The organism is Staphylococcus sp. TCBT05, from assembly GCF_055179755.1.
The window spans coordinates 42,839-57,528 of sequence record NZ_JBUQDQ010000005.1; the positions used below are offsets into that span (position 1 = coordinate 42,839).

The following is a 14,690-nucleotide window of genomic DNA, read 5'->3' on the forward strand; positions in this document are numbered from 1 at the left end:
TTTATGCAATACTAAACAAGTTCAGTTATTGCCACTTAACTTGCAATACTGATCGCTAATCTACATATGCTATAACGTTAATAGCTATCTCTAACACGCATGCAATAAAAAAGAAGTTACTCAGGATGTTCAATCATTTACTATCAAAAGATAAAATTCATTAAATCATCCTGGTCACTTCTATATGCTTTAAGTTAATAAATTTCATCCGAAATCAAGTATTCATAAATACTTCGTGCAATCGGTATGCCACTTTCAGCGTAACGCTGCTTTACTGTTTCTTGTATTTCACCTGGGTAATATACTTGATCGAACCCTTGCGCCGGATCGATAGCATGTAATTCATTTACCATTTCAGTAATTTGGTTCAAGAACTGTTGTTCATCACCAAAGAAAGCTGGATTAATCACAATGTGAAATTGTCCTAACCGTCTATATTGACTCAAATCTTCATACATTGAACTGACATGTTTGCCGAATGGTAAACCTAAGAGACTGCCTGCAAGGATATCAATCATCATCATTAAGCCGTAACCTTTCGGCCCTGCTACTGGCAGTAACGCGGATACTTTATATGGATCGGTCGTCGGCTGACCTTGCTCATCTACTGCCCATGTCTCAGGTATAGATTTATGTTTAGAACGCGCATCCAATATTTTCCCCCACGCTTGTACTGTTGTCGCCATATCAAATAGTAATGGTTCACCCGACTGACGTGGTGCCGCAAAGGCAATTGGATTGGTACCGAAGTATGGCTTGGTGCCACCAAAAGGCACAACCATTGGATCTGATTGACACACAGTCAACGCTACCATTCCCTCGTATGTAGCCTGTTGAGCATAGTAGCCTATTGCGCCACTATGACCAATTTCTCGAACACCTACGACACCAATACCATTTGATTTCGCAAGTGAAATTGCTTCTTTCATTGCTTCATACGCTACATAATGACCAACTGTATTATCACCGAAATACGTACCTGTTGAAGGTCCAGTTTGCGTGAATTTGAGCTCAGGTGACAAATTAATTCCTTGCTTCATAATACGCTCAGCATAATATTGCATTCTGACAGAGCCGTGAGAATGTATGCCCCGCTCATCTGCAAACAACATTAAATCTGCTGTCTTATTTGCATAAATCGCTGGCAAACCAGCTTTGGTCAATTTCTCTATAAATAACTGACGTAATTGCTCACGCTCAACGTATACTAATGACTCTTCATCCATCCTTAACAACCTTTCTTAAATTTCTATATCTCTATTAGCATCTTTTGAATAGATGTAAGCAAAAGGTTCATCTAACCCTACTGCGTATGTTGCTTGTGGTGAATAAGCCCCCATGAAAATATAATCACCTTTATCGACTGGCATCCATTCATTATCTAAGTTGTACATGCCACGTCCACTTAAAATATATGCGCCATGCTCTTGAACATGCGTTTCGATATAACCATGAGAAGCACCAGGTTCAAATGATAAAATATGAATATTCATGTCATAAGCAAGTTCTTTAGGAAGTAAATCTATAACTTTCACTTCAGCCATACCTTCATAAGGTTCTTGTTTCATTTCATTCACATTACCTGTCACGATTTCAGGCTCGAAACCTGCTAATGGTTGATAACGTTTTTTGTATAAAAATACACGACTATCATTATTTTGATTACTATTTTCAAATGTCATTACTAAATGTGGTGGAACATATAAATAGCCACCTGCACTTAATTCATACTTTTTATCGCCAGCATATGCTTTGATATTTCCGTATTCAACATAGATAAATGTTTGTACGCCATCGCCACCAAAACCTTGTTTATTACCGCCTTGATTTTTAAGTGTGACAATATAATCTACAAAACGCGCACCTAATCTTGGTGAACCCATAATTGTTACGTCACAATCTTCAAATCCGGGAACGACATTATTTACTAGCCCATCCGGTGTAATTACTGCATAATTATCTTTCTTAATTACTGAGCGCGTTTCTAATAAACCTTCTCTATATCCTTGATTATGATTGATATAACCCATAAATATTCATGCTCCTTTGTCTTTTTGATAAAACCTAGTTATTATTGTTGCGTGTTATTTACATTCTATTTCTTATATATCTATTGAATTTCAATATATAAAGCGCTTATAAATTGAAATATAAACGCTTCATATATCGTTAAAATATTGCAAAGTGTGACTATTAATTATTCTTCATAAGCCAACTGATACAATACTTGCTTTAATACTTCTATACCTTTAACTAAATCGTCTAACTTTGTCTCTTCTTCTACGTTATGACTTACACCATTGATTGAAGGAACGAACATCATTGCAGTAGGGACATATTTTGCAAATATTTGAGAGTCGTGACCTGCACCTGACGGCATTACTTTACAGTCCGCTTGACCAACAACTTGTTCTGCTGCCTTAGTAATTTCTCCTACTAAACGTTCATCCATCAATGTCGGCGCTTCGTCCATCCATAAGTCTATGTCACAAGCCACGCCTTGCTCTTTAGAAATCTGCTTAATACATGTATCAATTTCCGCTGCAAATTGATCAAGCTCAGCTTGATTAATATGTCTACAGTCAATAGAGAACGTTACTTCTCCTGGTACTACATTAACTGTATTAGGGACAGGATCAACACGACCAAAGGTAATCACCAACGGATCGCCTATTTCTTCGGCACGTTCTGTTAACGCAACGGCTATCTTGCTGAATGCAACTACAGCATCTCTTCTTAATCCCATAGGTGTAGTTCCTGCGTGGTTTGCTTCACCTTTTAAATTAATTGTGTAGCGCTTTTGACCTACAATACCTTCTACGATACCAATCGTTTTCTGTTCAGTTTCAAGCACTTTCCCTTGTTCAATATGTACTTCTACGAATGACTTCACGTCACTATAATCATTGTCAGCCGTTCGATAATCGAACCCTGCTTGATGCATTGCGTCTTCGAATTTGACACCTTCTGCATCTGCAATAGATTCTACTTCTGACTTTTCTGCTAAATTGAAAAAGTTTTTACTTCCCCAAAATGCAAACGGGAAACGACTGCCTTCCTCTTCTGCTAATGCTAATATTTCTAATGAACGTAATGGTTGACCATGTGTTGCCTTCAATGATTCCATCGCAACTGTTGCTGCGAGGACACCGAATTGTCCATCGAGATGGCCACCTTCAACAACTGTATCGATGTGTGATCCAGACATAATTATTTCCTCTGGATATTTACTACCTTCGATACGACCAATTAAATTTCCAACACTATCAAAACGTGTGTCGAAACCTTTTTCATTTAGTGATTCTCTTAAACCATGTACAGCATTTGACCACTCTTTCGTATAGAGTAAGCGTGTGATGCCACCGCCTGCCAATCCACCATAACTAGTGATTTTTTTGTCTAAAGCTTCAAAAGAAGATCGGATGTCCATGTATTTCAACTCCTTTGCTATGTCATATTTAATTATAAGCGTTTACATTTTTGTTATCATTCACAATTCTTACAATAATAAGCACTACTTTTATTCGATTTATACAAATACTTCTACAATTTTCTTTGAGATACTATAATTAGCTAAATATATCTAAAATAGGGGGCTCATCACTTTGACTCAACAAACATCAAGCTGTCTAACGACAGATGGTTTTTCATTACCATACACTACTATTACTGCTAAGCAAGATGATGTTAAAGGGGTTATCGTTTATTATCATGGAGGTGGTCTGATCTTTGGACAACCAAATGATTTAGAACAGGCATATATTGATATACTCACTGAAAATTATCACTTAATACTTGTTTCTTATCGCTTAGCTCCGGAAAGTAATTTAGAAACCATTATCAGCGACGCGTTGCTCAACTTTGATCATATACAAGCAACTTATCCAGAACTACCGCTGTTCACTTTCGGTCGTTCAGCCGGAGCATACTTGGCGATGCTCGTCGCCTTAAACAAAACAGTCGCAGGTGTAATTGATTTTTATGGGTATGCACGCATACATACACCTGCTTTTTTAACAGCTAATAAACAATTTCAAGCACTATCATCACAATTATCACCTAATATCATCAATCAACTCATTCAAAAGGAGCCGTTAGTCACTGGACCAATTCAAGCGAGATATACAATTTATTTATATGCTAGAGGACAAGCTGAATGGATTAATTATTTGGGTATTCAATCTTCTTCACAACAGCAATTTAATATTTCACCACAACAATTAGAATCTTTTCCACCTACCTTTATCGTTCATTGTACTGGAGATCCAGATGTGCCGTATAGTGAAAGTGAACATATTCATCGCTTTATAGAAGAAAGTCATTTCGAATCCCTATCCTTAAATGAGCATGATTTTGATAGAACATTTAATGAAAAAGGCATCGCAATTTACCACAAAGTAGTTCAATTCCTTAATCAAGTTGTCCAACATTATGGAGGAGATAACCAATGAATATAGATAACGTAATTGATAATTTCCAAACATTTAATAACTTTGCACGTAATACGTCGAATGGTGGTATCAACCGGATTGCTTTTAGTCATCCTGAACGGTTAGCAGCACTTAAATTTTCAATGCTCTGTCAAAAGGCTGGATTAGATGTATATTTTGACTTTTTTGGAAATGTAATTGCTCGCAGAGAGGGTAAATATCCTCATTTAAAACCCATTGTATTAGGTTCGCATATCGATACGGTGAAAGATGGCGGACAATATGATGGATTATTGGGGGTTTTAGGTGCCCTTGAAGTAGTTGAACATTTAAATGAACATCAAATTGAAACAGACCACCCATTGATTATTATCGCTTTCGCTTGTGAAGAATCGACACGTTTCAATGAAGCTACTTTAGGTAGTAAATATTTAACCGGCAAAATGACTAAAGAAGACATGAAAGATATACATGATAATGATGGCAATATTTTGTACGATATTGTGGCACCCTTGGCACAAGATATGAATGGAAAAACAGCATTATTTGAACGCAATAAAATCAAAGCCTTTTTAGAATTACACATTGAACAAGGTCCTATTTTAGAAAATAATAACAAAGATATTGGTATTGTTACTGACATTGCCGCTCCGCACCGTTTCAAATTACAAATTCAAGGCGTGACAAGTCATTCAGGTTCCACACCAATGCCCATGCGACGTGATGCATTGACCACTGCTGCAGAAATCATTCTAACAATCGAATCCATTGGTAGGACTTATCATGCGCAAGGTATCGTTACAACGGTAGGATACACCCAAGTATATCCTAATACGATGAATGCCATTCCTGGTGAAGTTACATTACTTATAGATATTCGTGGTAAAAAGCAAGCTATCAGAGAACAAGTTGTAAATGAGGTTAAGCAAGCAATAGCAGAAATTACTGAACGTCGTTTACAAAGCTATCAATTAGACGATTTAGGGCAGGATCAGCCACGTAGCTTCAATCAACAAATCGCCCAAATTACTGAACACAGTTGTATAAATCAAGATTATAGTTATCGTTATATGTATAGTGGTGCTGGTCATGATGCAATGAATTTCGCTCCAATCTGTCCAACCAGTATGATTTTCATACCTTGTAAAGACGGAATCAGTCATTCTCCAAAGGAATCCGTCACATCTGAGCAAATAGCAAAAGGCATACAAGTACTTATCGATACAACGATTGAATTATCAAAGTTAGACATTACATTAGCCACAAATGAATCCTAATATAAAAAACCGAGTTCCATTATTGAGACTCGGTTTTTTATTTTTGAAAATATTACAAACTAGTGAGACACTATGAATCATAGAGTAACAGTTAGATAATCATATTACGAGGTTGATGATAATGACATATATTAGCTTTATAAGACATGGAGAAACTGCATGGAACACTGCAGGAAGACTACAAGGGCGCACAGATATCCCCTTAAACCAAAACGGCGAACTACAAGCCAAAGCATGCGGAACATTTCTAAATCCAAATGATTGGGATATCATTATTACAAGTCCTTTAAAAAGAGCACGTAAGACTGCTGAGATTATTCAAGACCATCTCAACATCCCTCTTATTGAAATGGAAGAATTTATAGAAGTTGGTTTCGGAGAAGCAGAAGGTTTAACATTTGCAGAGCGAGATCAATTATACCCTGAACGCAACTACCCTAAAAAAGAACACTCTAACATGGTAACTGCTCGCTTTTTAAAAGGATTAGATAGAGTAACTCAACAATACAAAGACCAACATATTTTGATTGTTTCACATGGTGCCTTTATCAATGCAATTGTTTACCACTATACGAACGGACAAATGGGGACTGGAGTGTCACGTTTAAATAATGGTGGTATCACAACATTACATCTAAGTGAGCGTTCAGGTGAAATTGTTAGCTATAATGAAATCAGTCATTTAAACCCTCAAACATTAACAAATAATAGCAAAATATAATAATTAAGAATCCGCTACGTATAAGCCAATTGCGTATTGTTAACCACAATGTAATAGACTAGCCTGTGATATCAAAAGATATGCTCTAGTTACATCATATCAACAGCAATGTAATGTATACAAAAAATCCTTTAATACCCACACATATTGTGTGTCATTAAAGGATTTTTCACTACATATTAATAATTAATGAAACGACCGCTTCTGATATCTGCGACACCTGTTTCTTGATTATAAATCTCTTGACCTCTTAATATTGTTCGAGTCACTTGTGCTCCAATTTCTCTACCAAGATATGGGCTCATTTTATTACGATATTCTAAATCTGCTTCTGTCAAAGTATAAGGTGAATCAGGTTTGATAAATACAAAGTCTGCATCTTTACCAATTTCGATACTACCCTTATCATACATTCCAAAGCGTTTTGCTGGTTCAGTGGCAATAATTTCTGCGAAACGTTTCAAAGTCATATTACGTTTTTGTACACCTTCATCATAGAGTACATCGACATTATTTTGTAAGCCTGCAATGCCACCCCATGCTTCAAAGGCATTATCAGTTGCTTTCAAGTCTGGTGTACACGGTGAATGATCTGATGTAACAAATCCGATATCACCATTTAATACACGATTCCACATACCTTCAAGACGTGATTTTTCACGGATTGGTGGAGAGCATTTTACTACAGGACCAATATCATCTAACTCCTCTTTATAGAAGTAAAGGTAATGTGTACATGTTTCACAGGTAATATCAACACCTTCTTGCTGTGCTTTAACAACCTCATCTACACCTTCTTCACATGCAACGTGAACAATATGCACACGACAACCTGTTTCTTTCGCAAATAAGATAATTTTACGGATTGGTTCAACTTCAGTAAATACTGGTCTTGTGTCTACATAAGCACTCAATGTTGTTTCGCCATTTTCTTTAGCAATTTGTCCTAAACGATCTGTAATGGCCGCATTCTCAGAATGAATTGATAAGATTTTTCCTGTCTTAGCAATTTGTTTCATTCCTTCATACAATGAATAATCATCTACATCTTGGAAGTCTCCTTCAATAGAACGGTCTCCACAAGTAGCAATAAACGCTTTATAACCAATGACACCTGCTTCGTCCAACTCTTGAATACCACCATTTAAATTGTATGGCACTAACCCACCATAACTTGCCACGTCTACTGCAAGTTCATCCTTACCTGCCTCAAATTTCACTTCAATAGAAGCTTTATCTGTTGTCGCTGGTACTTGGTTTAACGGCATTTCGATAAATGAAGTTACCCCACCTTTAGCAGCGGCTTTAGTTCCAGTTTCATAACCTTCCCAACCATCACGATATCCACCACCTGGTTCAGTAATATGCACATGTGCATCGACCATACCTGGAGATACTATTTGATTTTCGGCATCGATGACTTTCGTAGCCTCGCCTAAGTCATGTCCAATTGCAGCTATTTTTCCATCTTTAACTCCTACCTCGACATTTTGCTCTCCATTTTCTAAAATTACTAAACCATTTTTGATAATTAAATCAAACTTCATTATACTTCACTCCTTCTTTTTCTTTAGAAAATACCTTTAATAAATAGTGCAAAATAATATAAATCACACTAGAAATTATGAAACCGATAAACCATGAAAAATCAGAAATAACCTTAAATGCTGGTAAAAATCCTAATAATGAAATTACGACACCAACAATAGTTGCTATATATGCTGAAATGTTAATACGTTGAATATTGATTTCTTTATCAAACATATCAAAATACAATTCTTCTAAATTAATTTGACATCGAGTCACAAGGTAGAAGTGCACAATCATCACACCTGCTACCGGACCTAAAAATGCCCCGATTGCATTTAGAAATACTACAATACTGCCTTCATTTTCCATCATCTTCCAAGGCATAATAAGTACACTTGCTACACAAGCAATAATGACGCCTCTACGGTAATTCACAATCTTAGGCATCAATGCACTCAATTGATACGCTGCCGGAATAATATTACTTGTCGCATTAGTTGAAATCGTAGTCATCAACAATACACCCGTAGCAATAAGTATTGCCCAGAAATTGCTCCATTCATTGATGATAGTTAAAATATTCCATTCTTGATGTCCAAGATAAATAGAACCACCAATGATAATAAAGACACTCGCAAACGCAAAGAGAACATGCGCTACAACAATACCTGATATTTGACCGATCACTTGTGCTTTAGTAGATTTTGCATTTTGTGTAAAATCTGCAACGCTGGAACCAGGACCAGCCCATACACCTAACAACGAGTTAAATATCAAGAAGAATGATAAGATTGCTGGATAAAGTATGCCATCTGTCTTAGTCGAAATATCATAATTTAGGATATTGCTGACGCCACCCGAAACAGTGATGCCCCATATCGCCATGCCTCCAAACACGATGTATATTAATGGGTTTAAAATGGCTGTGAATTTATTAAGAATCTCACCACCACCAAAGCCAATTGCAAAGCTAATTGCCCAGAATATAAGGAAAGCGATCAATGCTGGAATTGTAATTCCTAAAATTGTCATCCCATGTCCAATATCATTAAAACCTGGAAAGATCTTATTTAATAAAATATGTAACGCTTGCGAACCAGCAAATGTTTGTAAGCCAAACCATGCAATACCAGCAATCACACCACGTAATACGCCTGGCAGTTTCGCACCGACATCACCATATGTAGAACGTAATTGCATAGAAAAAGGTATGCCATATTTAGAACCGGCATATCCATTTGCGACTAATAGTAATGCGATAAAGAAAGAACTAAAGATTAATGCAATGATGACTTGCAATGGCGATAAACCAATTAATAAAAACCCTCCAACCGCTGTATAATTCGGTATATTATGCACGGCACCCATCCACAAAGTAAAAAAGTTGAATGCGGAATTGTTTCTTTGTGCCGGCGTCTTCGGTATGATGTCTTTGTTGTAACCGCGCTTTTCGAAAAAGCTTTGGTCATGCGACGTAGCCTTCCCCACTGTTCCCATTATTTAAAACTCCTTTGCTATAATAAACTTATAACTTTTTTGTATAATGCTTTATTAATAGTTTATATCTAGTGTAAGCGTTTTTCTTTGTTGACTATGACATATCTTCTAACAAAAATTATATATTTCGAACAAAAAAGTGTATAATTCATAATATATAGAGTTATTTTTATCTCATTTACTAATGTTATTAATATGTGATATTTTCTTATAAATATACTATATTATTACTTTTTTTCACAGAGAAACGCAATTATTTTTGCAAATTTTCTAAAAATTTTAACTACTATGGAGACGGAGGTAAGCACATTGACTACACTTAAAGAAATTCTATCCGTTCCTCAATTTAAAGGCTTAGAACTTATAAATAAAAATGGGGACTTGTCGTCTGAGGTTACCAATTTAGATATAACTGAGAACAACGATATTAAAAATTTCACGTCAGAAAATTCATTTATATTAACAACTGGCGTTTTATTCCAAGAGAGTCAAGCAGGCTTAAAGAGATTAATCAAAGATTTAAATGACATACACACGGCAGGACTGGGAATTAAAGTTTCTAGGTTTCTACACGAAATAGATCCAGAAGTTATTGCATATGCGGATGAACTTGGATTCCCATTAATTGAAATACCAGAGGGATGGAATTTAGGAGAAATTACACATGAAATTTCCTCATTTATTTCTGATTCAGAAACAGGAAAATTAAATTATGCTTTGCACATTCAACAAGAACTAAATCAATTGTTGATTAAAGGATTCAGTATCAAATCGATGATAGAACGTATGAGTAAATTATTAGGTGTTCCAATCATTTTATTTGATCCCTTCAAAGTACCAGAAGCGGTCAGTCATCATTACCAACAAAACAAAAAATTGACTCGCGCGCATATTAACTATTTTCATAATCATTATCACGAATACCTAGAACAAGATAAAAATAAGCAAGTATTCGAAAATAAAGATCATATTATCTTTAAAGTATTAGGCTATACTTATTTCCCTTATTACCTTATGGTCTCTCAAGTCGACAAATTGTCCTATCCATTTAGTCTATTGACGATCGAACAGGTTGTAAGCGTGTTAAGTTTTGCTTTATATAAAAATACTAAAATTGAAGAAGCTGAACAAAATGACATTAATCGCTTTTTCGAGTCACTTGTCAATAATCGGTCGGATCAAGCATTATCTATCAAAAAACATGCGGACTTATTACAGCAATATCACATATATCGCTCTAATTATTATCAAATTATTATTTGTGCCATTGATTCGGAGAATACATTAGAGAATAGTTACTATATAAATGAGCGTCAACAACTCACACTGCATTGGCTTAAGCATAAACTGACAGACATCGATTCCTATACAAGTATTTATAGATTACCGAGTAACGATCGATTCGCAATATTATTACAAAGCAAGCATCAATATTATTATGATTATTTACAACAAATACAACAAGAATATCCTAAGCATTTTGACGGTAATATCTCCTTTGGTATCGGTAATGAGGTCACTGAATTCACCCAACTGGCATCTTCATTTTTCGAAGCAAATGAAGCTTACGAAAATGCCTTATTAAATAATCAACGCGAATTTATATCTGACTATCATTCAAAGGATATCAAAGAGTTACTTCAACTGATTCCTAAAGAGAAACTACAACCCTTTGTAAAACACACGCTTGGACCACTAAGTCATCCTTCAACTAAGAAGGATTCAGAACTTAAACAAACATTACAAGTCTACATGGATAGCCAATGCGACATTACAAAGACAGCAGAAAAAATTTATATCCATCGTAATACAGTGAAATACAGGATTAATAAATGTAGTAATATGATTGGTACCAATATCGAGGATCCAATTCATTCCTTAAATATCAGAATTGCATTATATGTTTCTGAAATCATGGACTTTGAATAGTGTAGCTAACACGGCGTTACTCTCAAAACTCGAAGTATGTAACTCGTTTAAATGTGCCTATGTTGCAATATTTAGACATCTCCCTACTTCAAACAACTTCATAATTAATATCCTGAAATCAATTAAAGCACCAGTAGTCGACCTGTAAATCTCGCTTTTACAAGTAGCTACTGGTGCTTGTTGTTATACCACTGTAACGCCATAGATTCTAAGCGTTTCATATACGCATCTTTACTTTGACAATAACCTTCGCTATCAAATCTGAATGACTTCGCCAATTTTCGCTTTAATTCACCATAATGTTCAGCCATATTGTCATGCGCCAATAAATAGTCTCTTACAGCCAAATGTCGTTCAATTTGCGCCCGTTCGGATTTAGGAAATACATGGACATGATGCGTTCTTTGGTCTCCACCCTTTATAAAGAATCTACGGTTTTTAATACCATTTTCACCTTTTGCAGCGTATCCCAATTCAAACATCCCTTGGTTATAATGATCTACCACTTTAATATTATTAACTACAACCAATATATCAATGATGGGTTTTGCGTATAAATTGGGTACGGATGTACTACCAATATGATATATATCAACGACTTCATTGTTAAACAACTTTGCTAATTGCACCTGCTCCCTACTAAATGCTTCTTTCCAAGCAACATCATAAGGCATCACTTCTATTGTTCTCATGTTCCTTACTCCTTATCTACGCTCTATACAATATAACTACTGTACTTCGATTACTATATCCCCTGTTTTCATCACTATTACGCTTAATTTGTTTATGTTTTTAAAAAGAATATATTCAAATGAATTTAGATTTTATAAACAAATGGTTTGCTTTGCTAACTTAAATTCGTTACTATTTATTGTTGGGATGTTATAAAAGGAGATGTATTTGTAATGTCGGAGATTGCTTTATCGAGTAAAAAGAGAAATACGATTATTTTAGTTATGCTGAGTAGTGCATTTGTAGCAATGCTTAACCAAACACTACTGAACACAGCTTTACCTGCAATTATTACAGGTTTAAAAATAACTGAAACAACTGCTCAATGGCTTATTACGGGATTTATGTTAGTTAATGGGATTATGATTCCGTTAACAGCATTTCTAATGGACCGATTCCATACTAGACCACTCTATATATTCTCTATGAGTGCTTTCTTGATTGGATCTATTATTGCTGCATTATCACCATCGTTTGGGTTACTCATGTTTGCACGTGTTATCCAAGCTATAGGTGCAGGTATACTATTACCACTGATGCAGTTTACCGTCTTCACGTTATTCCCAGCTGAAAAACGTGGATTCGCAATGGGGCTCACTGGTATCGTAGCCCAATCCGCACCAGCAATCGGACCAACTTTAACAGGATTTTTAATTGATTCATTTAGTTGGAGAGCGCCATTCCTTGTAGTCGCTACAATCGCTTTGATTGCATTTATCATTGGTGCTATTTTTGTCGAAAGTAATAATGAAACTAAATTAACGAAATTAGATAAAACTTCAGTTGTTTATTCAACATTTGGGTTTGGTTTAATGCTCTATGCATTTAGTAGTGCCGGTAACCTTGGATTTTCTTCTCCGATTGTCATCATTTCGTTAATTCTCGGTATAATTATTGTCGGTGTATTTGTATCTAGACAAATTCGTATCGACAATCCTTTATTGAATATGCGCGTGTTTGCTAATCGAACATTTTCATTATCTGCATTCTCGTCAATGGTATTATTTATCGGAATTGTGGGACCCGCTTTATTAATACCAATGTATATTCAAACTGGTTTAGGCTTATCAGCTATATTATCTGGACTAGTTATCTTACCTGGTGCTGTCGTAAATGCATTTATGTCAGTATACACCGGCAAGATATTTGATAAATATGGTTTGAAAGTACTTGCTATACCTGGTTTTATTTTATTAATTATTATGACTATCTTACATTGTTTCTTAACTGTAGATACACCATATTGGTATGTGGTAGTCATTTATGCCGTAAGAATGTTCGCAGTAGCATTGATTATTATGCCTTTAAATACAATCGGCATTAATGCTTTAGATACTAAAAATATTTCACACGGTACTGCTATCATGAATTCATTAAGAATTATCGCTGGCGCTATTGGTACTGCGATAATGATTACAATTATGGCTATCGTTAGAACAAATTATGCCAACCATGCTAAACAACAATCCAAGACTGAAATCATGCAACATGCAACAGTACTCGGTGTAGATGCAGCCTTTGCATTCACTACAGTATTGTTGATTATTGGTTTTGTTTTAACTTTAATGATTCGTACTCAAAAAAGATAACATTGCGTCATAATACTAGCACCCTTACGCTATTACGGGCACGTAAGGGTGTTTTTTATATTAATATTTAATTATCTTTACAAACAGCAGTCGCTCTATCTAAGAACAATTGCGCCGCTTTGGAAAAGGTATGATCCTTACGCCATACAATATTATGTTTAGCCTCTAACACTGGATATAATGGAATAAAGCAAAGATCATTCTCCTCGGATGTATCGATTAAATTTTCCAATGAAATTGCATGACCAATGTTTGCCTTGACCATCAAACCAGCATTGAATGCCAAGTTGAACGTTGCTACAACATTCGCTTCATCATAACTGTCACCAAGCCAATCTAAAAACTCATTATTAGGTATCGTTTGGTCAATCGCCTGTCTCGAACAAATAAGTGGTTCATTACTAAGTACTTTTCTTTCAATTTGTTTATAGTGCGCAAATTTACTATTCCTTTGCGTAATTAGTCCCCACCTATCCGAAGAAGGTAAATTCAATGCCTCATACTTATTTAAATTCGCAGGTTGAATTAAGATACCAAAGTCTAACAATCCCCTATCTAAACGATACTCAATGTCTTCTGCATTCCCACTATAAATATGAAAATACACATTAGGGTATTCCTGTTGAATCTCTTTAAATATCTCAGCAATAATTTGTATTCCAATCGTTTCACCACACCCAACATAAACATTACCTTCAATTTGTTTATCGATATATTTAAACTCGTCTTGCAACTTTTGCGACATATCCAACAACTCTTGAGCACGTTGCTTCAATAACACACCTGCTTCAGTTATATGAATATGATGGTTACTTCTGGTAAATAACTTAACGCCCAATTCTTCCTCTAAATCTTTAATCTGTCTAGAGAGTGTAGGTTGCGTAATATGCAATGAGTTTGCAGCTCTAGTAATACTTTCTTCCTTTGCTACTGTAACGAAATAGAATAAAGTTCTTAAATCCATTTTGAACCTCCTGTTATGTTA

Annotated in this window: 12 protein-coding genes; 5 read left to right on the forward strand and 7 right to left on the reverse strand. The window is 35.5% G+C overall.

The window, feature by feature from the left end:
* Window positions 1–194 precede the first annotated feature (194 nt).
* From allD to allC, 3 genes are all read right to left on the reverse strand, one after another.
* Window positions 195–1,226: an ureidoglycolate dehydrogenase gene (allD, locus tag ACY191_RS00225; RefSeq protein ID WP_229366841.1), complete on the reverse strand. Its 1,032-nt coding sequence runs from the start codon at window positions 1,224–1,226 to the stop codon at window positions 195–197.
* Window positions 1,227–1,241: 15 nt separating this feature from the next.
* Entirely contained in the window at window positions 1,242–2,030 is a 789-nt protein-coding gene (gene allE / locus ACY191_RS00230) for a (S)-ureidoglycine aminohydrolase (protein ID WP_042737575.1), read from the reverse strand.
* 167 nt (window positions 2,031–2,197) lie between these two features.
* Window positions 2,198–3,430: an allantoate deiminase gene (allC, locus tag ACY191_RS00235; protein ID WP_107579353.1), complete on the reverse strand. Its 1,233-nt coding sequence runs from the start codon at window positions 3,428–3,430 to the stop codon at window positions 2,198–2,200.
* Window positions 3,431–3,605: 175 nt separating this feature from the next.
* Here allC and ACY191_RS00240 point away from each other — a divergent pair, with 175 nt between their 5' ends.
* From ACY191_RS00240 to ACY191_RS00250, 3 genes are all read left to right on the forward strand, one after another.
* Complete coding sequence (locus ACY191_RS00240; protein WP_107641896.1) at window positions 3,606–4,451, forward strand: alpha/beta hydrolase; 846 nt, start codon at window positions 3,606–3,608, stop codon at window positions 4,449–4,451.
* Window positions 4,448–5,707: a Zn-dependent hydrolase gene (locus ACY191_RS00245; protein ID WP_042737578.1), complete on the forward strand. Its 1,260-nt coding sequence runs from the start codon at window positions 4,448–4,450 to the stop codon at window positions 5,705–5,707. Before ACY191_RS00240 ends, ACY191_RS00245 begins: the two co-directional genes overlap by 4 nt.
* Window positions 5,708–5,828: 121 nt before the next feature.
* Window positions 5,829–6,428: a histidine phosphatase family protein gene (locus ACY191_RS00250; protein WP_042737579.1), complete on the forward strand. Its 600-nt coding sequence runs from the start codon at window positions 5,829–5,831 to the stop codon at window positions 6,426–6,428.
* Between the two features lie 179 nt (window positions 6,429–6,607).
* Here the strand turns inward: ACY191_RS00250 and allB are convergent, their stop codons facing one another.
* Window positions 6,608–7,975, reverse strand: a complete 1,368-nt coding sequence (gene allB, locus ACY191_RS00255; protein WP_229366840.1) for an allantoinase AllB — start codon at window positions 7,973–7,975, stop codon at window positions 6,608–6,610.
* Window positions 7,965–9,455: an allantoin permease gene (gene allW, locus ACY191_RS00260; protein WP_229366839.1), complete on the reverse strand. Its 1,491-nt coding sequence runs from the start codon at window positions 9,453–9,455 to the stop codon at window positions 7,965–7,967. Before allW ends, allB begins: the two co-directional genes overlap by 11 nt.
* A 309-nt stretch (window positions 9,456–9,764) precedes the next feature.
* On the opposite strand from allW, the gene ACY191_RS00265 reads away from it, so the two are divergent.
* A complete protein-coding gene (locus tag ACY191_RS00265) occupies window positions 9,765–11,384 on the forward strand; it encodes a PucR family transcriptional regulator (RefSeq protein WP_042737582.1) in 1,620 nt (539 codons plus the stop codon).
* Between the two features lie 167 nt (window positions 11,385–11,551).
* Here the strand turns inward: ACY191_RS00265 and ACY191_RS00270 are convergent, their stop codons facing one another.
* Window positions 11,552–12,076, reverse strand: a complete 525-nt coding sequence (locus tag ACY191_RS00270) for a GrpB family protein (RefSeq protein ID WP_463269839.1) — start codon at window positions 12,074–12,076, stop codon at window positions 11,552–11,554.
* A 213-nt stretch (window positions 12,077–12,289) separates the two neighbouring features.
* On the opposite strand from ACY191_RS00270, the gene ACY191_RS00275 reads away from it, so the two are divergent.
* A complete protein-coding gene (locus ACY191_RS00275; RefSeq protein WP_229366838.1) occupies window positions 12,290–13,705 on the forward strand; it encodes an MDR family MFS transporter in 1,416 nt (471 codons plus the stop codon).
* 67 nt (window positions 13,706–13,772) lie between these two features.
* On the opposite strand, the gene ACY191_RS00280 is transcribed toward ACY191_RS00275, so the two are convergent.
* Window positions 13,773–14,669, reverse strand: a complete 897-nt coding sequence (locus ACY191_RS00280) for a LysR family transcriptional regulator (RefSeq protein ID WP_042737585.1) — start codon at window positions 14,667–14,669, stop codon at window positions 13,773–13,775.
* Window positions 14,670–14,690: the final 21 nt, after the last annotated feature.